Here is a 24,376-nt window from a genome sequence, read left to right on the forward strand (position 1 = left end):
ATCATGCCGCCGGTCATGGGCGCCGGCGTCTTCATCATGGCGGAGATCACGGGGATCTCGTACTTCGACATCATCAAAGCGGCGGCCATTCCCGCCATGCTCTACTACGTGGGTCTCTTCGCGATGGTGCACTTCCTCGCGCTGCGCTACGGCGTGCAGGCGGTGCCCCGGAGCCAGCGCCCCTCATGGCGTCCGGTGCTGCGGCGAGCCTACTTCGCGATCCCATTCGTGATGATCGTCTACCTCCTTGCCGAGGGCTACTCACCGACCGGCGCCGCCTTCTACACGATCGTGGCCACGTTCCTCCTCTCGTTCCTGGACCGCGCGACCTGGATGACCCCGCGCAAGTGCTGGGACGCCCTCGTGGAGGCGGCGTTCAGCGCCGCGACGATCGCGGTGGCGCTCGCCGGCTCCGGCATGATCGTGGGGGTGCTCACGCGCACGGGCGCCGCGCTGGCCTTCGGCGGCACCGTCGTGAACTGGGCGGGCGGCGTGCTCCTGATCGCGATGCTCCTGATCTTCATCGTGGTCTCGGTGCTGGGGACGGGGATTCCCACCACCGCGGCCTACGTGATCTCGGTCACGGTGGGCGCGGCCGCGCTCGGCAACCTTGGCGTGAGCCTCCTCGCCGCGCACCTCTTCGTCTTCTACTACGCCGTCCTCTCGGATCTCACGCCGCCGGACGCGGTGACCGCATTCGCCGCCGCCAACATCGCGGGCGCGGACATGTTCGGCACGGGCATCGAGGCGTTCCGGCTCGGCATCGCGGGATTCCTCGTGCCGTTCGCCTTCGTCTTCCATCCGGAGCTCCTCCTCAAGGGCGACTGGGGCCAGGTCGTCCTCATGTCGTCGTTCGCGGCGGTCTCTGCCACCGCGCTGGCCGCGGTCGTGGTGGGCCACGCGTGGGGCCCGATCGGCTGGGGGCTGCGCGCGGTCTGTCTCGTCGCCGCGGGCATGCTGGTCACGCGCGGGCTCGCATGGCAGCTCGGCGGGCTGGTCCTCTACGCGGCGGTGCTGGGCTGGGGCGCCCGGAGGCGTCGCGCCGCGCAGACTCCCGTCACCGCCTGAGCCGCGCGAGCAGCGCCGCGTCGGCGGGCGGGAACTCGTAGCGGTCGAGCTCGGCCGGCGTGACCCACGCCAGCTCCTGACCCTCGAGCGGCCACGGCTCCCCCGTGATCGCGCCGCGGAAGAACGTGATGTGCACGCGCTTGTCCGGGTACTGCCAGTCCACTTCGGCAAGCCGCTCACCCGGCGAGAAGGCGACCCCCAGCTCCTCGCGCACTTCACGGATGAGGGCGCCACGCTCAGTCTCGCCGAGCTCGGGCTTGCCGCCGGGAAATTCCCAGAGGCCCGCGAGGTGCGCGCCCTCGGGCCGCCGCGTGATCAGGATCCGCCCCTCGCGCTCGATCACCGCGGCGACCACGACGATGGCCTCGCCGCCGGGCGCCGTCACGGAAGCACCTCGCGCGCGCGCTGGAGGATGTCCGGCGGCACGGTCAGCCCGAGCGCGCGCGCCGCGCTCAGGTTCACCACGAGATACCCATCGGAGCCGAGGGAGAGGAGGCCGCCCGCGGCGGTGAAGGCGCGCTGGGCCGACGCAGCGGGCAAAGCGTGCGCGGTGGCGAAGGCGGCGAGCCGGGTGAGGCCGTCCTCCCCCAGCCCGCCGGACACGAGGATCAGGAACTCGGCGCGCTGGCCCTCCACCTCGACGAGCACCGCATCGAGCCCCTCCACCCCGGCGAGCGCGACGCCAGACGGATTCAAGCCCTGGCCACGCGCGGCGTCCCAGACGGTGTAGAAGGCGCCCTCACCCTCGGGCACCCCGGGGTCCCACAGGATGGCCAGCCGCCGCGCCGCCGGGGCGATCTGGTGGAGGAGCGCGGGAAGGTCGCGGAGCGACGAGTCTGCGCCGGGGGCGGGAGCGGTGAGCATGGCGACGGCGGCGCAGGCGCCGGTCAGACTCGCGGCGGCGCGGGCTCGCATCGCCTACCGCCGCGGCGACCGCGCTGCCGGGCGCGAAGTGGGATAGCTCGCGCAGAACCTCCGCATCGGGCACGCCCGGCAACGGGGCGCCCGCGCGGTGCACCAGATGGCCCCGAAGTCCATGAGGGCCTGATTCCAGTCATAGGCGCGCCCCCGCGGCAGCAGGGACTCGGAGAGATCCCACATCGCCTTCTGCCCCCGCAGCTTCGCGAGCCGCCGGGGGCCGAGGAAGATGCGGCCGAGCACGCGCCGGACGTTGGTGTCGACGATCGCGGCGTCGCGGCGGAACGCGAAGGAGAGGAGGGCCCCTGCGGTGTAGCGGCCGATGCCCGGCATGCCGCGCAGGGCGCCGGGATCGTCCGGGAGACGGCCGGCGTAGCGGGCCATGGTCTCGCGCGCGATGCCCTGCAGGCGGAGCGGGCGGATGTTGTAGCCGAGGGGATACCAGGTGCGGCGCACGTCATCGGTCTCCGCGCTCGCCAGCCGCTCGAGGCTGGGATAGCGGGCGAGGAACTCGTGGTACTTCGGCACCACGCGCTCGACCTGCGTCTGCTGGAGCATGATCTCGGACACGAGGATGTGATAGGGATCCGAGGTCGCGCGCCACGGAAGATCGCGCCCGTGCCGGCGATACCAGCCGAGCAGTCCGCGCTGGAAGCGACGACGGAGCGCGGGCGCGACGCGAGCGGGCGCGGGCACGGCGGCATTGTACAATGACCCCATGTCGAACGCGTCCGGCCCTGCCGAGCAGTACCGCGCCGTCCGCGAGACGGCGGGCGTCATCGATCGCTCGTCGGTCGGCAAGGCCGAGGTCGAGGGCCGGGACCGCGCGAGCTTCCTCCAGGGCATGCTCAGCAACGATGTGAAGGCCCTCGCCCCGGGGCAGGGCTGCGCTGCCGCGTTCCTCGACGCGCACGGCAAGGTCATGGCGCTGCTGCGCGTGTACACGCTCCCCGATCGGCTCCTCCTCGAGCTGCCGCCCGGCCTCACCCAGAAGACGCTGCTCCTCCTCGACAAGTACCTGATCTCGGAGAAGGTGGCATTCGAGCCGCTGGACGAGGCCTACGCGGTGCTGTCGGTGCAGGGAGCCCAGGCGCCGGCGTTGCTGGCGCGGCTCGCCGACCAACCCATGGATCTGGCCCCGCACGGCCACGTCGAGGCGACGGTGGCGGGCATCGCCACGCGCGTCGTTCAACGGTCTGAATTCGGCGCGCGGCCGGGCTTCTTCATCTGGACCGCGCCCGACGCGGCGCCTTCGCTGCGCGCGGCGCTGGAGGGGGCCGGCGCCACGCCGGTGGAGCCCGCGGTGGCCGAGGTGCTGCGCGTCGAGGCCGGCGAGGCGGCCTACGGGCAGGACGTGGACGAGTCCGTGATCCTGCCCGAGACCAACCTCGAGCACCTCGTGTCCTACACCAAGGGCTGCTACATCGGCCAGGAGGTGGTGGCACGCGTGAAGTACCGGGGTCACGTCAACCGCGTGCTCACCGGCCTCACGCTCGGGGGGCAGCGCGTGCCCCCGCCGGGCGCGGCGGTGGTCGCGGGGGAGCGCGAGATCGGGCGCGTCACCTCCGCAGTGCATTCCCTGGGGCTCGGCGTCCCCATCGCCCTCGCCTATGTGCGCCGCGAGCATCTGGCAGCCGGATCGGAGGTCACCGTGCGCGTCGAGGACGCCCTCCTCCCCGCGCGGGTGACCCCGCCGCCGTTCATCTAGTCGCATCGTCGAGTCGCATCGTCGACGAGGAGCTTCCTCTGCACGAGAACCGCCTGGCGCGCGAGACGAGTCCGTACCTCCTGCAGCACCGGCACAATCCCGTGGACTGGTATCCATGGGGAGACGAGGCTTTCGCCCGGGCGCGCGCGGAGGATCGTCCGCTCCTCCTGTCCATCGGCTACTCCGCGTGCCACTGGTGCCACGTGATGGAGCGCGAGTCGTTCGAGAATCCCGAGATCGCCGGGCTGATGAACTCGCTCTTCGTCAACGTGAAGGTCGATCGCGAGGAGCGCCCTGATGTCGACCAGATCTACATGCAGGCCGTCCAGGCGATGACCGGCCACGGCGGTTGGCCGATGACGGTGTTCCTCACCCCGGAGGGTGTGCCGTTCTACGGGGGCACCTATTTCCCACCCGAGGATCGACACGGCATCCCGGCCTTCCCCCGCGTGCTCCAGGGCGTGGCCATCGCCTATCGCGAGCGGCGCGGTGAGGTAGTGGAGGCGGGACGTCAGCTCCTCGAGCAGATGCAGCAGGGCGAGCGGCTGCGCGCGTCCGTCACCATGCTCACCGACGACGTGCTGATGTCCGCCTTCCAGAATGTGTCCGGCCAGTTCGACGAGCGCGACGGCGGCACCGCGGGGGCGCCGAAGTTCCCCCAGCCGATGATCTGGGACTCGGTGCTGCGCTTCTGGAAGCGCACGGGAAACCCGCGCGCGCTCGACATGGTGGAGCACACGCTCACCCGCATGGCGCGGGGCGGGATGTACGACCAGCTCGGCGGCGGCTTTCACCGCTACTCGGTGGACGCCCACTGGCTGGTCCCGCACTTCGAGAAGATGCTCTACGACAACGCCCAGCTCGCTCGCCTGTATCTCCACGGCTGGCTGGCCACCGGCAACTCCGAGTACCGCCGGGTCGTCGAGGAGACGCTCGACTACCTCGTGCGCGAGATGCGCCATCCCGCCGGCGGCTTCTTCTCCGCCCAGGACGCGGACTCGGAGGGTGTGGAGGGGAAGTTCTTCGTCTGGACGCCCGACGAGCTGCGCGCCGCGCTCGGTGACGAGCCGCTCGCCCACGTGGCGATGACCTACTGGGGGGTGGAGGCCGGCCCCAACTTCGAGGACCACAGCATCCTCCACGTCCCGCGGCCGCCGAAGGAGATCGCCGAGCGTCACGGCCTCACCGAGGAGGGGCTCGCGGGAGCGATCACGCGGGCTCGCAGCACGCTGTACGAGGCGCGCGAGCGCCGGGTGCATCCCGGCCTCGACGACAAGGTGCTGGCCGCGTGGAACGGCCTCGCCCTCGCCGCCTTCGCGGAGGCCGCCCGCGCCCTCGGCCGGGCGGACTACCTTGGCGTTGCGACGGCCAGCGCCGAGTTCCTCACCACGGCCATGGTGCGCGAGGGGCGCCTGCGCCGCTCCTGGAAGGACGGCGAGGCCCGGATCCGCGGCTACCTGGAAGATCACGCCCTCGTCGGGCTCGGCCTCCTCGCCACCTACGAGGCCACGTTCGACCGCCGCTGGCTCGATGCCGCGCGCGGCCTGGGCGACGCCGCGATCGAGCTCTTCTGGGACGCGGAGGCCGACGCCTTCTACGACACGGGCCGCGACCAGGAGACCCTGGTGGTGAGGCCGCGGAGCCTCTTCGACAACGCGGTGCCCAGCGGCACGTCGGTGGCGATCGAGCTGCTCCTGCGCCTGGCGCTGCATACCGGCGAGGACGCTTACGAGCGGCGCGCGCTCGGGGCCCTGCGCCCGATGGCCGACGTGATGGCGCGCTACCCCACCGGCTTCGGCCGCTATCTGGGCGCGCTCGACTTCCATCTGGGCCCGGTTGCGGAGGTCGCGCTCGTGTGGCCGTCGGGCGGCCGCGCGGAGGGGCCCCTGCTGAACGCGGTGGCCGGCCGCTATCTCCCGAATCGCGTGATGGCGGGGGCGGCCGAAGGCGCGCCGGACGCGGCCGGCCTCCCGCTGCTGGAAGGCAAGACCACCGTCGGCGGGCGCCCCGCCGCCTACGTCTGCCGGCGCTACGTCTGCCAGGCGCCCACCACGGACCCCGAGGCGCTCGAACGGCAGCTTGACGGTGGGGTATAATCCGGCCAGCGACGCGGGGGGAGGTTTCCTGAGAACCGGGTGCGGCCCGGGACCCCTCGAACCTGATCTGGATAATCCCAGCGAAGGGAACGCGGCGCGACCGTGATGCTTCGACCGCACCCGAAGGGGTGCGGTTTTTTGCTTTCGGAGGCGCGGTGACCATCACGGTGAACGGCGAGCCGATGGAGCTCCCCGAGGGGCTGACCATCGACGGGCTGCTGGAGCAGCTCAAGGTCCGCCGCGAATACACCGCGGTGGCGCTCAACCGAGAGGTGTGGCCCAAGTCTCGCTACGCGGACACCGTGCTCGAGGAAGGCGACCGGGTGGAGATCGTGCGTCCCATGGGAGGCGGCTGACATGTACGACACATCGCTGTGGCTGGGTGGCAAGGAGTTCAAGTCGCGCCTGATCGTCGGCACGGGTAAATACCCGTCGTTCGAGAACATGCGGGAGGCCATCGAGGCCTCCGGAGCGGAGATCGTCACCGTCGCCGTCCGCCGGGTGAGCCTGCCGGGGCAGGGGGAGTCGCTGCTCGACTACATCGATCCCAAGAAGTACACGCTGCTGCCGAACACCGCGGGCTGTTACACCGCCGACGAGACGGTACGCACGTGCTACCTCGCCCGCGAGGCGGGCCTCGGCAGCATGGTCAAGCTCGAGGTCATCGGCGACTCGCGGACGCTCTTCCCGGACGTGATCGGGCTGCTCGAGGCCACGCGCACTCTGGCCAAGGACGGCTTCACGGTGCTGCCGTACACCAACGACGATCCCGTCATGTGCAAGAAGCTCGAGGACGCCGGCGCGGCGGCGGTGATGCCGCTGGGCGCCCCCATCGGCTCCGGGCTCGGCATCCGCAACCCGTACAACCTCAAGCTCATCCTGGAGGCGGTGACGGTGCCGGTGATCGTGGACGCGGGCGTGGGGACGGCCTCGGACGCCGCCATCGCGATGGAGCTCGGCTGCGACGGCGTGCTCATGAACACCGCGATCGCCGGCGCCAAGGACCCCGTGGCCATGGCCAGCGCCATGCGGATGGCAGTCGAGGCCGGCCGCCTCGCCTTCAAGGCCGGGCGCATCGGCAAGAAGCTCTACGCGACGGCGTCGTCCCCCATCGAGGGCGTGCCCGACTGGAGCACCAGCTGAGCGGCGGACCCGCCTTCGCCCTCTACCTCGTCACCGATCGCCACCAGTCGCGCGGCCCTCTGCCGGATGTCGTGGAGGCCTGCCTCGCGGCTGGGCTCCGCGGCGTCCAGCTCCGCGAGAAGGACCTGCCGGTACGGGATCTGCTCGATCTCGCCTCGACGCTCGGCGGGGCGACCCGCAAGCACGGCGCGCGGCTCATCGTGAACGATCGCGCCGACGTGGCCCTCGCCGCCGGCGCGGACGGCGTGCAGCGCACGCACGAATCGTTGCCGGTGGCCGCCCTGCGTGCCATCGGCGGGGCGCGGCTGCTCGTCGGCGCCTCGGTGCATTCGCTGGACGAGGCGCGGGGCGCCGCCGAGGAGGGCGCCGACTTCCTCGTGTTCGGCCCCGTCTACGACACGCCGTCCAAGCGCGCGTACGGGCCGCCCCAGGGGCTGGAGGCGCTCCGTCGCGTCGCCGGCGAGATCGCGCGGCCCGTGCTCGCCATCGGCGGGATCACCCCCGCGCGGGTGCGCGAGGTGCTCGCGGCCGGCGCCACCGGCGTCGGCGTCATCTCGGCGATCCTGGCCGCCGAGCGGCCGGCCGACGCCACCCGGGCCTTCCTGGACGCGCTCGGACGGGCCTGATAGGATCGCGGGGCGCCGTTCCACGGCAAGCCACCACGCTCGAAAGGACGACCCATGAGCGACACCGCCCGCCTCAAGCGCGAGATCTGCGAGGCCATCGAGCGCCGCGCGGAGGACATCGTCCGCCTCGGCGAGACCATTCGCCGCCACCCCGAGCTTGGCTTCAAGGAGTTCAGGACCGCCAGGCTCGTCGAGGAGACGCTGCGGACGCTGGGGCTGTCCCCCAAGACCGGCCTCGCCATCACGGGTGTGCGCGCCGATGCCCGTGGGGGCGCCGAGGGGCCCACGCTGGCGCTCCTCGGCGAGCTGGATGCCCTGGTCGTGGCCGGGCATCCGGTGGCGGACGCGGAGACCGGCGCCGCGCACGCGTGCGGCCACAACGCGCAGATCGCCGGGCTGCTCGGCGCGGCGATGGGGCTGATCGACGCGAAGGTCATGGATCGGCTCGCGGGTCGCGTCGTGTTCTTCGCGGTTCCGGCCGAGGAATACGGTGACGTGGAGTGGCGGGTCGAGCAGGCGCGGGCAGGGCGGCTCGAGTTTCTCGGCGGCAAGCCCGAGCTGCTCCGGCTGGGCCACTTCGACGACGTGGACCTGGCCATGATGATCCACACGACGCCGCAGCCCGAGATGAAGAAGGCGGGCGTGTCGGCCTCCAACAACGGCTGCATCGTGAAGACCGTGCGCTACATCGGCCGCGCCGCCCATGCAGGCGGGGCGCCCCATCTCGGGATCAACGCGCTCTACGCCGCCAACATCGGGCTGGCCGCCATCAACGCCGTGCGCGAAACCTTCCGCGACGAGGACTCGATCCGCGTGCACCCGATCATCACCCAGGGCGGCAGCCAGGTGAACGTGATTCCCGGCGAGGTGCGGCTCGAGACCTACGTGCGGGGCAAGACGGTGGATGCCATCCTCGACGCCAACGTGCGCGTGGACCGCGCGCTGCGCGCGGGCGCGCTCGCCCTCGGCGCCACCGTCGAGATCGAGACGCTGCCGGGCTATCTCCCGCTGTTCAACCACGCGGGAATGACCGAGCGCTTCGTCGCCAACGCCCGCGAGGTGCTGGGCGCGGACCAGGTCACCCAGACGGGGCATCGCAGCGGCTCCACCGACATGGGGGACATCTCCCACGTCATGCCGACGCTTCACCCCTACATGGGCGGGGCCGCGGGGAGCGGCCACGGGGCCGACTACCGGATCGCCGATCCGCGCCTGGCCTACGTGGAGCCGGCGAAGCAGTTGGCGATGATGGCGGTGGACATGCTCGCCGACGGCGCGACCGGCGCGCGGCAGGTCATGAGCGCGGGGAAGCCGCGCATGACCAGGCCCGAGTACCTCGCCTTCCAGCGAAAGATCGCCAGAAAGGAAATCTTCGACGGCGCGAAGGCCTAGGACGCGAGGCGCGCGCCCGGCGGCTCAGAGCCGGAGCAGGACGAGGTAGGTGACGGTCACCGAGAGATTGTTCACCGCGTGGGCCACGATACCGGGCAGGAGACTCCGCGACTTCTCGTAGGCGAGCGCCCACAGGATGCCCGACATGAACACGGAGGCGAAGCCGGCGAGGCCGTAGCCGTGGGCGGCGGCGAAGAGGCAGCCGCTCGCCAGCGCGGCGAGCGGAGCGCCGGTCCGGGTGCGCAGCGTCCCGTAGAGCAGGCCCCGGAAGGTGAGCTCCTCCACGAACGGCGTCCACACCACGGTGTCGAGCACGCCCACCACAATGCGCCACGGCGGATCCCAGAGAAGATCCTCCGGGAGGCCATCGGCCCAGTGCGACTCGATCCCCAGGGCGCCGACGATGGAGCCGATGCCCGACTCCGCGGCGCCCCCGACGCCCACGAGGATCAGCGCCAGGGCGAGCACGGAGCCGATCGCGCGCGGGGGCAGGTCGAAGCCGAACGTGTAGGAGAACGAGTCGCCCTTGGCCCGCAGGTAGCCGATGGTCCACACGAGGACCGGCACGCCCGCGAGGAACGAGACGAATTGGATGAGCGTGCGCGCGTCGGGCACAAGCACGATCACCATGAGCGTCAGGCCGAGGAGACCCAGCATCCCGCGCACCACCAGCGCGTAGCCGTCGCTGAGCCCCCACGTCGGGGGCATCGGCGCCGTCCCCAACGCCGGCAAGCCGCGGCGGCGCGCGCGCAAGAGCAGGAGCAGGGCGCCCAGGATCAGCGCGCCTTCGAGCGCAGTGAGCGCGCGCCAGCGCATGAGCAGCGAGCGCCCGCGCGCCACCGTGTCCTCCGTCGCCTGCGCCGCCGTCGCAGCATCGCCGATCTTCGCGGCGAGTCGCTGGACGAGCCGGTCGGTGAACCAGTTTGCGGGGAACTCGGCACGGACGCGGGCGATGACCGCGCGCGCGTCCTCGGGATCGACGGGATCGGGTGAGTACGCCAGCGCCACCCAGTCCGCCTCGTCCTCGGGCCCCCGCGGAAGCGGCTCGCCCACCTCCGCCTTGAGCACCGCGTAGTCGAGCTCGGCTGCCGCGGACCCGACGGTGTCGAGCAGTTCCTCGTACCAGCGCAGGGCCTCTTCGATCGAGTCCTCGTCGCCGGACAGGAGCCCGTACAGCCACTGCTCCCACGACGAGGTGCCGCGCAGGGCGTCGCGGAGATCGAGGTCGCGCGAGACGAGCCGCTCCAGCGCCTCCGCCGGACGGTCCAGTGAGTCGAGCGGGGAGCCGCGCCAGGGGGCGGCATAGACCACGATGAGCCCGATTGCGAGGAGCGTGCAGAGGAGGGTGAACCAGGGAGAGAAGTAACGACGGTGACGGGGCGGCGGGGAATCCAGCGTCGGGATCTCGTCCGCGCCGAGCATGCGCGCGCAGTATACACCGGGTACAATCGGCGGCATGTACGGCGGCTCCGACGCGGCGCCTCCTCGCCGTATCGTGTGTCTCAGCGCCGAGCACGCGGAGCTGTGCCACGCGCTCGGCGCGGGCGACCGCGTGGTGGGCGTGCCCGGCACCGCGCAGCGGCCGCCCGCCGTACGCGACACGGCTCGGGTGGGCGGCTTCACGACGTTTCGCGTCGACCGGATCCTCGAGCTCGAGCCCGACCTCGTTCTGGCCTTCTCGGACCTGCAGGCCGACGTGGTCGCCGAGCTGATCCGCGCCGGGCGGAGCGTGCTCTGCACCAACCCGCGCTCGGTGGACGACGTCCTGCAGTCCATCCTCGTGGTGGGCGGCGCCATCGGGCAGTCCGAAGCGGCGCGGGCCCTCGTGCTCGACATGCGGGACGAGATCCGACAGGTGCGGGAGTACTCGAGCGTGTGGCCGGACCATCCGCGCGTGTACTTCGAGGAGTGGCCGGACCCGCTGATCGTGGGCATCCGCTGGGTATCGGAGATGGTGGAGCTGGCCGGCGGACGCGATGTCTTCCCCGAGCTGCGCGCCGAGCGCGCCGCGACGGGCCGAGTGGTGAATGCTGACGAGGTCGCGCGGCGCGATCCGGACATCATTCTCGCGTCGTGGTGCGGCAAGCCCGTCGACGTCGACGCGATACGAACGCGGCCGGGCTGGGAGGGCGTGAGCGCGGTGCGGCGGGACGAGATCCACGTGCTGGACGGGGCTGATATCCTGAGTCCAGGGCCCTCGCTCCTGCAGGGGCTCCGGCAGATTCACGAGATCGTTCAGGCTTTCATGGCCCGACCCCCGGACGGTTGAGCGCGAGCTCGAGGAACGTGTACGCTGCTGGCATTGAAGTGACTGATAAGTAGGATGCATCGCGCGTGCGCGATCGGCATCGAGAGCATGGAACTTCGCGTCACAAAAAGTGGAAGGCGCAAAAGACCCGGGTGCTAGGATGTGTTCCTCCTGACGCCCTACGGAGATCGAACAAACATGCTCGCGCAACCAGAGCGATTCTTCGCGGACCGATTCGGCCTGAGCGCCTCCGTCACGGAGCGCCTCCTCGGTGGCGCCCTGGCGCGTCGCGTGGATCATGCCGACCTCTATCTGGAGTACCGCGTGAGCGAGGAGCTCGTGCTGGAGGAAGGGGCGGTGAAGAAGGCCTCGCGGCACGTGAGCCAGGGCGCCGGCGTCCGCGCTCAGTCCGGCGAGCGCACCGGCTACGCCCACACCGATGACCTCGCGCTGCCGAACCTCGAGGAGGCGGTGCGACAGGCGCGGGCCATCGCCGACGGCGCGGGAGAGTCCGCGGTGGTCCCGGTGACGACGCTGAGCCGGCCGCACGACCTCTACGCGCTCGCCGAGCCGCCGATCGCCACCGACGTCCACGCCAAGGTCGATCTCCTGCGCAAGATCGACGCCGCCGCGCGCGCCGCCGATCCACGCGTCAAGCAGGTGATCGCGAGCCTCGGCTGCGAGGAGGTCGTGGTGCTGATCGCGGGCCCGGCGGGCTGGACCGCCGGAGACGTCCGGCCGCTCACTCGGCTGAACGTGACGGTGATCGCCGAGGAGCAGGGCCGCCGCGAGATCGGGAGCTACGGCGGCGGCGGCCGTACGCCGTTCAGCTTCTACCTGGAACACGACCGCTGGCGGCACTTCGCCGCCCAGGCGGTCCGGCAGGCCGTCCTCAAGCTCGCCGCGGTGGACGCGCCCGCCGGCAGCATGACGGTCGTGTTGGGGCCGGGCTGGCCGGGCATTCTCCTCCACGAAGCGGTCGGCCATGGCCTGGAAGGGGACTTCAACCGAAAGGGCACCTCGGCGTTCTCGGGCCGGCTCGGGCAGAAGGTCGCCTCGGAGAAGGTGACCGTAGTGGACGACGGCACCATCGCTAACCGTCGCGGCTCGCTCAACGTGGACGACGAGGGTGTGCCCACGCGGCGCAATGTGCTCATCGAGAACGGCATCCTGTGCGGCTACATGCAGGACCGGCTCAACGCGCGGCTCACCGGCCAGGCGCCCACCGGCAACGGCCGCCGCGAGTCCTACGCGCACCCGCCGCTGCCCCGCATGACCAACACGTTCATGCTGGCCGGCGACGATGATCCCGCCGACATCATCCGCTCCGTCGAGCACGGCCTCTACGCCGTGAACTTCGGCGGCGGGCAAGTGGACATCACGAGCGGCAAGTTCGTCTTCTCGGCGAGCGAAGCGTACCTCATCGAGGGCGGACGCGTCACCGCGCCCGTGAAGGGCGCGACCCTCATCGGGAACGGCCCCGACGCGCTCACCCGCGTGAGCCGCGTGGGCAACGACCTCGCCCTGGACGAAGGCGTGGGCACGTGCGGCAAGGACGGCCAGTCGGTGCCGGTGGGCGTGGGGCTCCCCACGATCCGCATCGACGGCATCACGGTGGGGGGCACCCAGGTTTGAGCGCCCTCCTCGACCTGCTGACGGACGTCCTCGACCGGGCCCGCGCCAAGGGCGCCAGCGAGGCCGACGCTTTCGTGGTCGAGGATCAGTCGTTCTCGGCGCAGGTGCGCATGGGGCAGGTGGACACCGTCAAGCATGCGCGCGACCAGCATCTCGCGCTGCGCGTGTTCGTGGGCCGCTCCGCCGCCGCCGCCTCGACGTCCGACCTCTCGCGGGACTCGTTGGGCCGCCTGGTCGACGAGGCGGTGACGCTGGCGCGCATCACCGCGCCGGATCCTCTCTCGGGGCTCGCGGATCGCGGCGAGCTGGCCCGCGGCGTGCCGGATCTCGACCTCGACGACCTTCGCGGCCACGACCTCGCGCCCGAGGCCAAGATCGAGCTGGCCCGCCGCTGCGAGCAGGCCGCGCTCGGCTACGATCCGCGCATCACCAACTCGGAGGGCGGCGACTTCGGCGACGGCCACGCGCGCTACGCCTACGCGACCAGCCACGGCTTCGCGGGCGAGTACCGCTCGTCGTCGTTCAGCCTCTCGACGTCCCCGCTTGCGTCGCACAACGGGGAGATGCAGCGCGACGGGTGGTATCACACCACCCGTAAGCGCGCGAGCCTCGACGCGCCGGAAGCCATCGGCCGGGTCGCCGCCCAGCGGGCGCTGCGGCGGCTCGGCGCGCGGCGGGTGAAGACCGCCGAGGTGCCGGTGATCTTCGATCCGCAGATGGCGGCCACCCTGATCCGGCACGTCGCGGGCGCGGCGTCCGGGCCCTCGCTCTACCGCGGCGCGAGCTTCCTCCTGAACCGGCTGGGTGAGACAATCGCCGCGCCGTCCATCACCATCGTGGATGACGGGACCCTGCCGGGCGCGCTCGGGTCTCGGCCGTTCGACGGCGAGGGTCTCCCGACCCGACGAACCGTCCTGGTGGATCGAGGGGTCCTGACCTCGTACCTCCTCGACAGCTACAGCGCGCGGAAGCTCGGCCTCGCCTCCACCCATCACGCGGCCCGCGACGGCAGCGGCGTGACCGTCTCGACGACGAACCTCCATCTGGCGCCCGGCGACGCGAGCCCGGAGTCGCTGATCCGCAGCGTGAAGAGCGGGCTCTACGTCACCGAGCTGATCGGCTTCGGCGTCAACGGCGTGACCGGCGACTACTCGCGCGGCGCGGTGGGCATGTGGATCGACAACGGCGAGCTGGCCTACCCCGTGGAGGAGATCACGGTGGCGGGAAACCTCCTCGAGATGTTCCGGGCGGTGGAAGGCGTGGGCAACGACCTCGTGCTCCGGGACCGCGCCGCCGCGCCGACCCTCCTCATCGGCCGGATGGTCGTGGCCGGCGACTAGGAGTCTCCGTTGATCGTCGACACGCATTGCCATCTTCACGACGCGGCCTTCACCGACGTGCGCAGCACGCTCGCACGCGCCAACGACTTCGACGTCTGGGGTGTGGTCGCGGTGGGCTGCGATCCCGCCAGCAATCTGCGAACGCTCGACGCCGCGGCGGGGCATCAGAAGCTGGTCTGGCCGGCGCTCGGCTTCCATCCCGAGTGGGATCAGCTCACCAACGCCGACCTGGAGGCGGTGGAGGCCCAGATCGTGGCGCATCACGCGCACATCGTGGCCGTGGGCGAGGTCGGCCTTCCCTGGTACACGCTGGGCGCCGCCACGGACGCCGCCGCTCTCATCACGCGGGGACGCGCGCGTCTCGAGCGCCTCCTGCGCCTCGCCACGCGCTTCGACCTGCCGGTGATCCTCCACGCGCCCCACGCCGCCGCCGCCGAGGCCCTCGAGGCCGTGCGCGCCGTCGGCGTCGAGCGCGCGGTGTTCCACTGGCACAAGGGGAGTCCCGACGTGACGCAGGCCATCGTGGACGCCGGCCACTTCATCTCGGTCACCCCCGAGGTGGTGTACCGGGAGCGTGACCGCGAGCTGGTCGAGCGCGTCCCGCTCGATTCGCTTCTCGTCGAGAGCGATGCCCCGTGGCCATATCAGGGCGAGTTCGAGAACACGCCCTCGGGCCCCTGGATGGCCGCGCGCGTGGCCGAGGAAGTGGCCAAGATCAAGCGGCTGCCCGTCGAGGAAACGATGTACCGGCTCACCGTGAATGCCTGCCGGCTCTTCCATCTCGTCTGGGCCTGATCCCTCGTCCCTCGCGGTGATCGCCCAGCGGTTCACCGTGTCCATCGGCGGGGCGTCGCTCGTGGGCGTCCTTCACCTGCCGTCTCCCGCGCCCCTCCCCGTCCCGGTGGTGGTCGCGTGCCACGGGCTCGGCGCATCCAAGGACTCGGACAAGTACCTCTTGCTGGGGGCCACTCTGCCCACGGCGGGCCTTGCCCTCGCCCGCTTCGACTTCCGCGGAGCCGGAGAATCCGGCGGCTCCTATCGCGATGCCACCACCGCGACCCGCATCGCCGACCTCGAGGCGGTGCTCGCCTTCCTCGCCGAACAATCGACCCTGTCCCATCAGATAGGCCTGCTCGGCTCGAGCATGGGCGGCTATGTCGCGTGGCATGTCGCCCACCGCCGCATCCAGGCGGGCGGAGCCCCGCTCCCGGTGGTAACGTGGAACGCGCCCGCGGACCTGACGAGCCTCGAGGCGCGTGAGATGTCCGAGGCCTCGGGCCTGGGCCCCGCGCTGGTGGCCGAGGTGCGGAGCGGCCGGCTGGCCGAGGCGCCGGTGGGGGTGAGCCACGCCCTGGTGGTGCAGGGAGAGCGTGACGAGGTCGTGGCGCCCGGACATGGGCGCCGGCTCTACGAGCGGGCGCGTGACCCCCGTGCGCTGCACCTGATCGCGGGAGGCGATCACCGATTGACCGACCTGAGCCATCGTAAAATCGCCGTCGGGCAAAGCCAACGCTGGATGACCGAACACCTGGGAGACTGAGACCCCATGATCAACCGGCGGCGGCTGACCGAGGAGTTCCTGGAGCTCGTCTCCATCCCCAGCCTCTCGCGCCAGGAGGGCAAGGTGGGGCGGCGGCTCGAGTCGATCTTGAAGGACATGGGGGCCAGCGTCGAGGTGGATGACGCCGGCGAGCGCGTGGGCGGCGACACCGGGAACATCCTGGCGCGCTTCCCCGGCAACACGCCGGGCGCGGCGCCGTTCCTTCTCTCCGGCCATATGGACACCGTGGGGCCGGCCGCCCACGTGCACACGGTCGTCGAGGGCGATCTCATCCACACCGACCACACGAGCGTGCTGGGCGGCGACGACAAGGCGGGCCTCGTCGCCATCCTCGAGGCCATCCGGGTGCTGCGCGAGCGCCAACTGCCGCACGGCGACCTCGAGGTCGTGATCACGATCTGCGAGGAAACGGGCCTCATCGGCGCCAAGCACTTCGACTGCGCACGCCTTCGCGCCCGGCGCGGCCTGGTGCTGGACGTGGACGGCGTCAACGAGCTGGTCACGCGCGCCCCTGCGGCGAACCGGCTGTCCTTCACCGTGCACGGCCTCGAGGCCCACGCCGGAATCTGCCCGGAGCGCGGCATCAGCGCGGTGCAGGTGGCGAGCGAGGCCATCGCCGGCATGCGGCTGGGCCGCGTGGACGCCGAGACCACCGCGAATCTGGGCGTGGTCAATGGGGGGCTCGCCACCAACATCGTGCCGAGCCAGCTGGTGGTGCGCGGCGAGACGCGCAGCCTCTCCGAGGAGAAGCTCCAGGCGCAGACCGACCACATGCGCGCGCGCTTCGAGGACGCGGCGGCCCGCCACGCGGTCACGCTGGAGGGCCGGGAGTTCCGGGCCCGCGTGGAGGCCAAGGTCGAGCGCCAGTACGAGCGCCTTCACATCGCCGACGAGGCGGTGATCGTCAAGCTGGTTGCGGATGCGGCGCGCACACTGGGCCGCGTGTGCCCCACTCGCTCGACGGGCGGCGGATCCGACGCCAACGTGTTCATCACCCGGGGCATCGAGGTCGCCAACCTGGCCTGCGGCATGCGCGACATCCACACCGTCAACGAGTGGGTAGACGTGAAGGACCTCGTCGCGACCGCCGAGCTGGTCCTGGAGACCGTGAAGGCGAGCGCGACCCGCGCCTGACACTCGCCTGACGCGGTGCAACAGCACCGCCGGCGCGTAGCTGGCTCCCAGCGCCTCACTGAGCTATTCTGGGCTGCCCCAAAAGGTTGGGGTAGGCTTCACCAGAGAGGTGCTGGCCATGTCTCGGATCCTTGTTCTGGGTCTCTCCGCCCTCGTCGTGTTGACCCCGGTGTCTCTCGCCCTGGCCGCGGGCCCACCGCCGCCCACGGTGACCAACACGCCGCCCTCGAGTGTGAACATCGTGGTCCCGGGGGTGACGCCGCCGCCTCTGACCAACACGCCGCCGCCCAACAAGTTCCTCCCCAGCTCGCCGGGAGGCTTTGTGACGATACAGAGGCCCGTGGCCCCGCCGGTGCTACTCCCGAGTCCTCCGACGCCTACGCCGCTACCCAGTACCCCCGGCGGCAGCGTGACATTCCCCAGCGACACCCCGCCGCCGCCGCTGTTCAACACGGGGCAGCCGAGCGTCCCGATCGTCTTCCCGGTGCCTCCACCGCCGGCGACGCCGCAGCAGGGACTGGGCACGCCCAATGACTTCGCCACGCTGGCGACTCCCGGCAGCACGAGCTTTCAGCCGGGCGTCTTCAACCCGTTCAACAACCCGCATCCGATGCTGCCCTGGGGTGATGGACAGATCGGCGGCCAGCGCTATGGGCAGGTGCTGCGGTACTGGGAGAATCAGCCGCAGACCGTGTCCAACGTGCGGTTCGAGCAGGCGGCGGCGCCCCCGCAGGAGCTGGACAGTAACCCCCAGCCCCAGGGCCAGCCGGGCACCCCTTCGGGCGCGCTGAGCGCCAAGGTGGTGGCGAAGGAGCCCGCGCCGCAGTCGGTGACGGTTCCTGCCTACTGGATCGTCGAGACTACGCGCGGCTATCTGCACATGCCGCGCTGGGTGCTTCAGGAAGTCGGCGGCGGCTATTACCGCTGGGCGCTGGTGAGCGGCTGGTTCCAGCCCCGCTGATCACGTCGACCAGCTCGGACTCGTGAGCGCCGTGGTTCAGGAAAAGGTCGGCGACCTGATCCTGGACCACGCGCCCGCCCGCGCCCCGGCGCGACGGCTTCCGCTCCTCCTCGTCCACGGCATGAACGGGGGGAGCTGGTATCTCCGCTCCTACCTCGAGGCGGCGGCCGCCGCCGGCTGGCATGCCTGGGCGGTGAACCTCCGGGGCCACTGGGGCAGCCGGCCGGTCCCCGATCTCGGCCGCGTCTCCGTCCTCGACTACGTGCAGGACGTCCGCGACTGTCTGACCGCGCTCGGCCCCGCGGTGGTGCTGGGCCACTCCATGGGCGGGCTCGTGGCCCAGAAGGTCGCCGAAGAGGGCGGCGTGCGCGCCGCGGTGTTCCTCACGAGCGCGGCGCCGCGCGGCATCGTCATTCTCAGCTGGCCCGTGCTACGGCGGGTATGGCGCCACGCCGGCGTGGTGCTCGGCAGTCGGCCGTTCACGCCGACCCCGGAGGACGCGGCGGCGCTCATCGCCAACCGGCTGCCGCGGGAAGCCGCCGAGCGTCTCTATCCGCAGCTTGTGCCCGAGTCCGGCCGGGCTGCGCGCGAGCTGGCCTTCGGCAGCATCGCCGTCGATCCCCGCCTCGTGCGGTGTCCAACGCTGGTGGTCGGCGCCGAGCACGACGTGATCACGCCAGCCCGCGTGCAGCGAAGAATCGCCGCGAAGTACGGGGCGACCTACCTCGAGGCGAGGGGGCATGCCCACATGCTGATGCTGGAGGACGGCTGGCAGCGTCCGCTGGACGCCATCCTCGGCTGGCTGGATCGGGCGGCGCCCCGCTAGCGGGCCGCCGCGGCGGCGTTCGCCCCGACGTGCGAGGCGGCCGAGTCGCCGGCCGTCTTGCCGAACACCGAGCCGGACATGAGGCCGGAGCCCCCCGCATAGTTGTGGTAGAAGAGCCCGCCCACCAGCTCGCCCGCCGCGTAGAGCCCGGGGATGGGCTGATCGGCGGTGTCCAGCACCTCGGCGCGCGTGTTGACCTTGAGCCCGCCGAACGTGAACGTGATGCCGCACGTCACCGCGAAGCCCACGTACGGTGGGGTGTCGATGGGCAGCGCCCAGTTGGACTTGGGCGGGGTGATCCCGGCTGTAGACTTGCCGTCCAGCGCCGCAGGATTGAAATCGCCCGGACAGCAGGCCGCGTTGAAGGCCTGCACGGTGCGCACCAGCCCCGGCACGTCGATGTCGAGCTGCCGGGCCAGGTCCTCGATCGTGTCCGCCTCGCCCTTGGTGACCTGGCGGATCCGGTACTCCTCTCGAAGGATGCCCACCGTCTTCTGATCGAAGATCTGGAAGGCCAGCCGCTGCGGCTGCCGGATGATCTCGCGGCCGTACTTCGCGTAGGTGTAGTTGCGGAGATCCGCGCCCTCGTCCACGAACCGCTCGCCGTGGACGTTGACGATGAGGCCCAGGGGATAGGAGTGCTTCTGGAACATGTCGCCGACGCGCCGGTCGCCGAAGGGCGGCGCGCCCGCGTCCCATGCCACCGCGTGGCACGAGGACCAGTGGCCGTACGCCTGCGCCCCGATGTCGAGCGCCATGCGGATGCCCTCACCCGTGTTGTGTCGGGTGCCGCGCACCTTGGCGAGATCCCAGTCCCGGCCGAGATAGCGGGTGCGCCACTCGGGGTTCGCCTCGAAGCCGCCGGAGGCGATGACGACAGCGCGTGCGTGGAAGTCGCGGAGCCCGTCGGGGGTGCGCACCTGTACGCCGATCACGCGGCCCCGCTCGTCCTGGATGAGGCGGTGCGCGGCGTGGGCGTAGCGTACGTCGATGCCCGCGACCTCGGCCCGCTCGAGGAGCATTTGGACAAGGCCGGGCCCGCCGCCCACCGCCTCCACGTTGAGGCCGCCCCAGAACCGATGCTTGCCGCCTACCATGTAGGACTGCCGCCCGTGCATGAGGATCCAGCGGATGCCCCGCTCGCGCATCCAGGCCACGGTAGCGCGCGACCGGCGGATCAGGTGCTCGGAGAGATCGGGGTCGGTGAGACCTTCGGTCACGCGGTGGAAATCGTCGCGGAAGTGCGACTCCGAGTAGGGCGGCACCTCGATGGTGGCCGCCTCCTCGTCGGAGAGATCGGTCAGGATGTCGCGGCGGAGATCGGCCAGACCCCCGTGCGCGAAGCGAAAGCCGCCCGCGGTGAAGAACGAGTTGCCGCCGCGCTCGTGCTCGGGCGCCTTCTCGAGGATCAGCACGGAGGCCCCGTGCTCGCGCGCGGCGAGCGCGGCGCAGAGGGCGGCGTTACCGCAGCCGATGACGATCACGTCGGAGGTGCCGGGAGTGGGCATGGGAGGACTCAGGCGCCGCGCAGGGCGCCGGCGAGGATGACGAGGCCAAGGGCGATGCGATACCAGCCAAAGCCCACGAACGTGTGGCTCCGCACGAAGCGCAAAAGCCATGTCACGGTGATCAACGCCGCCACCGCGGCCACGAGGGTGCCGAGGACGATCATGCCCCAGCCGGTTTCCGCGGGGCCGGGATGCCGCAGACTGTGCGCGGCCTCGAACGCCCCCGCCGCGAGCAGCGTCGGGACGCCCAGGAGGAACGAGAACTCGACGGCGACCGGGCGGGTGAGGCCGAGCGCGAGCGCCACCATGATGGTCGCGCCCGAGCGGGAGAGGCCGGGCAGGACGGCGGCGCCGATCTGCGCCACTCCCACCGCGATGGCCACCGCCCACGTGACCTCTCCGCCCAGGCGCCGCCCTCGCAGCCACCACTCGACGATCAGGATCGCGATGCCGCCCAGCAAGGTCGCCCACACCACCGGCATGACCGTCCGGGGCAGCGTGAAGCCGAGCTTCTTCGCGACGAGCCCACCCACGCCGGTGATGACGAAGGCCAGCGCCAGCTTCAGCACGTAGCTGCGGGTGGCCGGCTCGTCGCGCCGGAGGATCAGCTCGCGCACGCGTCCCGCGAAGGCCAAGGCCACCGCGACCCCGGTGCCCGACTGGATGAGCACGTTGAAGAGGTCGGACTGGCGCGCGAGCCAGCCCGCGTTCTCCACCAACAGCAGGTGGCCGGTCGACGACACGGGGAGGAACTCGGTCACGCCCTCGATCAGGCCGAGAGCGACCACCGTCAGCCAGTCGGGCACGCGGGAGCTATCCGGCGATTTCCTCGCCCCCATCCACCCCGATCACGTTGCCGGTGATCCAGTGGGTGTCGGGATGCGAGAGGACCACGATCGCGCGCGCCACGTCGTCCGTGGTGGTGAGGCGATGGTGCGGGTTGCGCTCGGCCGCCTTCTTGGAGAACTCGTCGTAGTTGGGGATCTTCTTGGCGGCCGGCGTCGCGGTCACACCCGCCCGAATGGAGTTGGCCGTGATCCCGCGCGGCGCCAGCTCCGCTGCGAGCTGGCGGATGTTGGACTCGAGCGCGGCCTTCGCCGCCGACACCGGCCCGTAGAAGGGGAGCACGCGCGCGCCGCCCGAGGACGTCATGGCGAAGATACGGCCGCCCTCGCCCATGAGGCCGCGCGCCACCACCTCCTGCGTCCAGTAGATGAGGCTGTGGGCCATCACGTCGAGCGTCATGTCCATCTGGGCCTTGGTCACCGCCTCCTTCATGGGATCGGCGACGAAGAGCTTGAGGGTGCCGAAGGCCAGGGAGTGCAGGAGGACGCGGAGCTGGCCGAGCTCGTCGCGCTCGCGGAGGATGCGCTCCATCTCCGTCGCCACCTCGACCCGCTTCTCGTCGTCGGCGGCGTTGACGTTGAAGAAGTGCGCCTCGCGCCCCAGGGCGCGGACCTCGGCGACGATGCGCTCCACGTTGGGCAGCGTCGCGCGGCGGTCGAGGTGCACGCCGAAGACGTTGAGCCCGGCGCGCGCGAGGGCAAGGCTGGTGGCCTCGCCGAAGCCCGACGAGGCGCCGAGCACGAGGGCCCAGCCGGAGAGCGCGATCGGGGACGGAGAAAGGCTCATGCGCGGGCATTTTATCATCAACACGGGGCGCGGGCCTATCCGGCGGCGCGGGCCGCCGTGCTACCATGGCCTGCGATGGCGAAGACTGCTGGCATCGTCCTCATCGGCAACGAGATCCTCTCCGGCAAGATCACGGACGCCAATGCGTCGTACCTCTGCAGGGAGCTGCGCGCGCTCGGCGTGGAGGTCCGGAAGATCAGCGTCATCCCCGACGAGGTGGATCTCATCGCCGCGGAGGTGCGCGAGTTCAGCCGCACCCACGACGTGGTGTTCACCTCGGGCGGCGTGGGCCCGACCCACGACGACGTCACCATGGAAGGCGTGGCGCGGGCCATCGGCACCCGCGTGATCCGGCATCCGCAGCTCGTGAGCCTGCTCGAAGGCTACTTCAAGGGACAGAAGGCCCAGCTCACCGAGGCGCGGCTCCGTCTCGCCGAGGTGCCCGAGGGCGCGGAGCTGGTCTCGGACGGGGCCCTCATGTTCCCCGCGGTGACGGTGAAGAACATCTACATCCTGCCCGGCGTGCCGGAGATCTTCCGCCAGAAGTTCGACATGCTGCGGGAGCGCTTCCGCGAGTCTCCGTTCCACCTCACGAGCGTGTTCGTGGCGATCGCCGAGAGCGTGCTCGCCGATCACCTCAACGCCCTCGTGGCCCGGCATCCGGAGCTGATGCTCGGCTCCTATCCCGAATTCTCTAACCCGGAATACAAGGTCAAGGTGACCCTCGAGTCGAAGGACCGCGGGCTCATGGAGCGTGCCGTCGAGGAGCTGCTCGCCGCGCTTCCTCCGGGGGCGCTGGTGCGGGTACAGCGCTAGCGCGCGTTGAGCCTGACCGCCAAGACGCTGCTCGGCGTGGCCCTGGTGGCGGCCGCGCTCTTCCTCTCCGGCCTGGGCGCGGCGCCGTTCGTGGATCCTCCCGAGGGCTTTCACGCCGCCGTCGCCCGCGACATGGTCCGCCTGGGCGACTGGATCACCCCGCGCGTGGACGGCGTGCGCTACTTCGACAAGCCGCCGCTGCTCTACTGGCTGATCGCCTCCGCCTTCCGCCTCTTCGGCTCCGGCGAGGCGGTGGCGCGCCTGGGCTCCGCGCTCCCCGGCGTCGGTGTCGCCGTGCTCACCGCCTGGATCGGCAATCGCCTGGGTGGGCCGCGCGTGGGCCTGATCGCCGGCCTCGTGGTCGCCGCCAATCTCGAGCTCTACCTCTTCGCGCGCCTCGTGAACCCCGACCTCCTGTTCATCCTGTGCATCACCCTCGGCTTCGCCGGCTTCGTCGCCGCGTACCTCGAGCGCGGCGGCGGGCCCGGCGCGCCGTGGGCGCTCCTCGCCTTCTACGCGGGGCTCGCCGCCTCAGTGCTCGCCAAGGACGTGCTGGGGGCGGTGGCGCCGATTACGGTGCTGGCCGTCTTCTTCGCGCTCACCCGCGAGCGGGCGATCGTCCGTCGCTGGGTGCCGTGGACAGGACTGCTGCTCTTCGTCGTGATCGCGGGCCCCTGGTACCTGCTCGTCGAGCTGCGAAGTCCGAACTTCCTCTGGTACACGGTCATGGACAACCACATCCTGAACCTGTTCCGGCTGCGCGCGTACCCCGACGAGGACGTGCCCCTCGGCGCGCTCGAGTTCCTGGCCGTCACCGCCGCGGGGTTCTTGCCCTGGGCGCTCGCGGTGCCGGCGGCGCTGTGGCGCCGTGCCCGTGGGCCGTGGGACACCGCGGAGAAGCGCGTCTGGCTCCTGCTGACCCTGTGGGCGATGGGCGTCATCGGCGTGGTCGCGCTCTCGCCGTTCAAGCTCCCGCACTACGGGCTGCCCGCATTTCCCGCGCTGGCTCTCCTCGTGGCCAAGCTCTGGGACGAGGTGCTCGACGGCAAGCCGGGTGCGCCCTCCGCGGCGAGCGTGCTCGTGCCCCCGCTGCTCGTGCTCGGCGCCGCCACCATCGCCACCGTGCTCATGTGGCAGGGCCGGATCGCCATGCCCGAGGAGGTGCTCACCTCCGCCGAAGTCTCCGCGCGGAACGCCGGCGGCGTCGTCGGGGGCATGGCGTTTCTCTCCGCCGCGCAGGCGGGTTCGCTCTTCTGCTCGGCGGCGATGGCGCTGGGGCTGGGCGCCCTGGGCGCCGCCCTGGGGCTGGCCCTGCGCGGCCGGTGATCGGGCTGGGCGCGCTGCTCGCCGCCATGCTGGCCTTCCTGCCCATCAGCGCCGAGGGCTTCGCGCTGTTCGCCCACAGCCGGTCGGTGCGGGTCGTGGCCCAGGAGGTGGCGCTCCGGGCGGGGCCCAGCGACGTACTCGTCCACGAGGGTCCTCTGGAGAACAGCGGGGCCTGGCTGATGGAGCTGGACCGGCCGGTGAAGGTCGTGGACGGGTTCGTGTCTAACCTCGCCTTCGGCGCCACGTTCCCCGAGGCGCGGGATACCTTCTGGAGCGCCGCCCGGCTCGAGCCGGCGTGGAAGGGGCAGCAGCGAGTCTTCCTCATGACCGGGAAGCGGGCGGATGCCAGCGTGGTCCGGCAGCTCCCCTCGGGCTCGGTGCACCTGCTCCGGGAGGGTGGCGGAAGGTGGCTTTACTCTAATCGCCCCTGACCGGGGT

At 71.3% G+C, this 24,376-nt stretch carries 25 protein-coding genes and 1 riboswitch; of the genes, 18 read left to right on the forward strand and 7 right to left on the reverse strand.

Features of this window, described 5'->3' with window-relative positions:
- Positions 1-1,068, forward strand: a 1,068-nt coding sequence (locus VFX14_17235) for a TRAP transporter fused permease subunit (GenBank protein HEU5191432.1), incomplete at its 5' end; no start/stop codon positions are given.
- Here the strand turns inward: VFX14_17235 and mutT are convergent.
- The 3 genes from mutT to VFX14_17250 are packed head-to-tail and all read right to left on the reverse strand — an operon-like array spanning position 1,058 to position 2,682.
- Entirely contained in the window at positions 1,058-1,453 is a 396-nt protein-coding gene (gene mutT, locus VFX14_17240) for an 8-oxo-dGTP diphosphatase MutT (protein HEU5191433.1), read from the reverse strand. The genes VFX14_17235 and mutT overlap by 11 nt on opposite strands.
- Positions 1,450-1,983, reverse strand: a complete 534-nt coding sequence (locus tag VFX14_17245) for a hypothetical protein (GenBank protein HEU5191434.1) — start codon at positions 1,981-1,983, stop codon at positions 1,450-1,452. Before VFX14_17245 ends, mutT begins: the two co-directional genes overlap by 4 nt.
- A gap of 3 nt (positions 1,984-1,986) precedes the next feature.
- A complete protein-coding gene (locus VFX14_17250; GenBank protein HEU5191435.1) occupies positions 1,987-2,682 on the reverse strand; it encodes an A/G-specific adenine glycosylase in 696 nt (231 codons plus the stop codon).
- Positions 2,683-2,704: 22 nt separating this feature from the next.
- Here VFX14_17250 and VFX14_17255 point away from each other — a divergent pair, with 22 nt between their 5' ends.
- The 6 genes from VFX14_17255 (at position 2,705) to VFX14_17280 (ending at position 8,951) form a co-directional block, all read left to right on the forward strand.
- Positions 2,705-3,694, forward strand: a complete 990-nt coding sequence (locus VFX14_17255) for an aminomethyltransferase family protein (protein ID HEU5191436.1) — start codon at positions 2,705-2,707, stop codon at positions 3,692-3,694.
- 53 nt (positions 3,695-3,747) lie between these two features.
- Positions 3,748-5,790 (forward strand): thioredoxin domain-containing protein, encoded by a 2,043-nt coding sequence (locus VFX14_17260; protein HEU5191437.1) that lies wholly within the window; start codon positions 3,748-3,750, stop codon positions 5,788-5,790.
- A gap of 6 nt (positions 5,791-5,796) precedes the next feature.
- Positions 5,797-5,897: riboswitch (TPP riboswitch) on the forward strand.
- Positions 5,898-5,945: 48 nt separating this feature from the next.
- Positions 5,946-6,146, forward strand: coding sequence for a sulfur carrier protein ThiS (gene thiS, locus VFX14_17265; protein HEU5191438.1), 201 nt, complete (start codon positions 5,946-5,948; stop codon positions 6,144-6,146).
- 1 nt (position 6,147) lies between these two features.
- Positions 6,148-6,933 carry a thiazole synthase gene (locus tag VFX14_17270; GenBank protein HEU5191439.1) on the forward strand — a complete coding sequence of 262 codons (786 nt, stop codon included), beginning with the start codon at positions 6,148-6,150 and terminating at the stop codon, positions 6,931-6,933.
- Entirely contained in the window at positions 6,930-7,559 is a 630-nt protein-coding gene (gene thiE, locus VFX14_17275) for a thiamine phosphate synthase (protein HEU5191440.1), read from the forward strand. Before VFX14_17270 ends, thiE begins: the two co-directional genes overlap by 4 nt.
- Positions 7,560-7,613: 54 nt before the next feature.
- Complete coding sequence (locus VFX14_17280; protein HEU5191441.1) at positions 7,614-8,951, forward strand: amidohydrolase; 1,338 nt, start codon at positions 7,614-7,616, stop codon at positions 8,949-8,951.
- 24 nt (positions 8,952-8,975) lie between these two features.
- Here VFX14_17280 and VFX14_17285 read toward each other — a convergent pair whose 3' ends face one another.
- The gene (locus tag VFX14_17285) at positions 8,976-10,373 is read right to left on the reverse strand and encodes a type II CAAX endopeptidase family protein (GenBank protein ID HEU5191442.1); all 1,398 of its coding nucleotides are present in this window, start codon (positions 10,371-10,373) and stop codon (positions 8,976-8,978) included.
- 34 nt (positions 10,374-10,407) lie between these two features.
- Between VFX14_17285 and VFX14_17290 the strand changes: the two genes are divergently transcribed.
- From VFX14_17290 to VFX14_17325, 8 genes are all read left to right on the forward strand, one after another.
- On the forward strand, positions 10,408-11,220 hold the full coding sequence (locus VFX14_17290; GenBank protein HEU5191443.1) for an ABC transporter substrate-binding protein: 813 nt from the start codon (positions 10,408-10,410) through the stop codon (positions 11,218-11,220).
- Between the two features lie 177 nt (positions 11,221-11,397).
- Positions 11,398-12,834 (forward strand): metalloprotease TldD, encoded by a 1,437-nt coding sequence (gene tldD / locus VFX14_17295; protein HEU5191444.1) that lies wholly within the window; start codon positions 11,398-11,400, stop codon positions 12,832-12,834.
- On the forward strand, positions 12,831-14,174 hold the full coding sequence (locus tag VFX14_17300) for a TldD/PmbA family protein (GenBank protein HEU5191445.1): 1,344 nt from the start codon (positions 12,831-12,833) through the stop codon (positions 14,172-14,174). The genes tldD and VFX14_17300 overlap by 4 nt, the downstream gene beginning before the upstream one ends.
- Before the next feature lie 9 nt (positions 14,175-14,183).
- Positions 14,184-14,969, forward strand: coding sequence for a TatD family hydrolase (locus VFX14_17305; GenBank protein HEU5191446.1), 786 nt, complete (start codon positions 14,184-14,186; stop codon positions 14,967-14,969).
- Positions 14,970-14,985: 16 nt separating this feature from the next.
- Complete coding sequence (locus VFX14_17310) at positions 14,986-15,714, forward strand: alpha/beta fold hydrolase (GenBank protein ID HEU5191447.1); 729 nt, start codon at positions 14,986-14,988, stop codon at positions 15,712-15,714.
- A gap of 6 nt (positions 15,715-15,720) precedes the next feature.
- Positions 15,721-16,869 (forward strand): M20/M25/M40 family metallo-hydrolase, encoded by a 1,149-nt coding sequence (locus VFX14_17315; protein ID HEU5191448.1) that lies wholly within the window; start codon positions 15,721-15,723, stop codon positions 16,867-16,869.
- Positions 16,870-16,987: 118 nt separating this feature from the next.
- Positions 16,988-17,830, forward strand: coding sequence for a hypothetical protein (locus VFX14_17320; protein ID HEU5191449.1), 843 nt, complete (start codon positions 16,988-16,990; stop codon positions 17,828-17,830).
- 22 nt (positions 17,831-17,852) lie between these two features.
- On the forward strand, positions 17,853-18,656 hold the full coding sequence (locus VFX14_17325) for an alpha/beta hydrolase (GenBank protein HEU5191450.1): 804 nt from the start codon (positions 17,853-17,855) through the stop codon (positions 18,654-18,656).
- On the opposite strand, the gene tcuA is transcribed toward VFX14_17325, so the two are convergent.
- Genes tcuA through VFX14_17340 form a run of 3 tightly spaced genes read right to left on the reverse strand, consistent with a single transcriptional unit; the run spans position 18,653 to position 21,796 of the window.
- The gene (gene tcuA / locus VFX14_17330; GenBank protein ID HEU5191451.1) at positions 18,653-20,164 is read right to left on the reverse strand and encodes an FAD-dependent tricarballylate dehydrogenase TcuA; all 1,512 of its coding nucleotides are present in this window, start codon (positions 20,162-20,164) and stop codon (positions 18,653-18,655) included. The genes VFX14_17325 and tcuA overlap by 4 nt on opposite strands.
- An 8-nt stretch (positions 20,165-20,172) precedes the next feature.
- Positions 20,173-20,970 (reverse strand): undecaprenyl-diphosphate phosphatase, encoded by a 798-nt coding sequence (locus VFX14_17335; protein ID HEU5191452.1) that lies wholly within the window; start codon positions 20,968-20,970, stop codon positions 20,173-20,175.
- Positions 20,971-20,977: 7 nt separating this feature from the next.
- Entirely contained in the window at positions 20,978-21,796 is an 819-nt protein-coding gene (locus VFX14_17340; GenBank protein ID HEU5191453.1) for an SDR family oxidoreductase, read from the reverse strand.
- A gap of 75 nt (positions 21,797-21,871) precedes the next feature.
- Here VFX14_17340 and VFX14_17345 point away from each other — a divergent pair, with 75 nt between their 5' ends.
- Genes VFX14_17345 through VFX14_17355 form a run of 3 tightly spaced genes read left to right on the forward strand, consistent with a single transcriptional unit; the run spans position 21,872 to position 24,369 of the window.
- Entirely contained in the window at positions 21,872-22,612 is a 741-nt protein-coding gene (locus tag VFX14_17345) for a competence/damage-inducible protein A (GenBank protein ID HEU5191454.1), read from the forward strand.
- Positions 22,613-22,618: 6 nt separating this feature from the next.
- Complete coding sequence (locus VFX14_17350) at positions 22,619-23,938, forward strand: glycosyltransferase family 39 protein (protein ID HEU5191455.1); 1,320 nt, start codon at positions 22,619-22,621, stop codon at positions 23,936-23,938.
- Positions 23,935-24,369: a hypothetical protein gene (locus VFX14_17355; GenBank protein ID HEU5191456.1), complete on the forward strand. Its 435-nt coding sequence runs from the start codon at positions 23,935-23,937 to the stop codon at positions 24,367-24,369. Before VFX14_17350 ends, VFX14_17355 begins: the two co-directional genes overlap by 4 nt.
- Positions 24,370-24,376: the final 7 nt, after the last annotated feature.

Source organism: Candidatus Methylomirabilota bacterium, from assembly GCA_035764725.1.
Lineage (GTDB): Bacteria > Methylomirabilota > Methylomirabilia > Rokubacteriales > CSP1-6 > DASRWT01.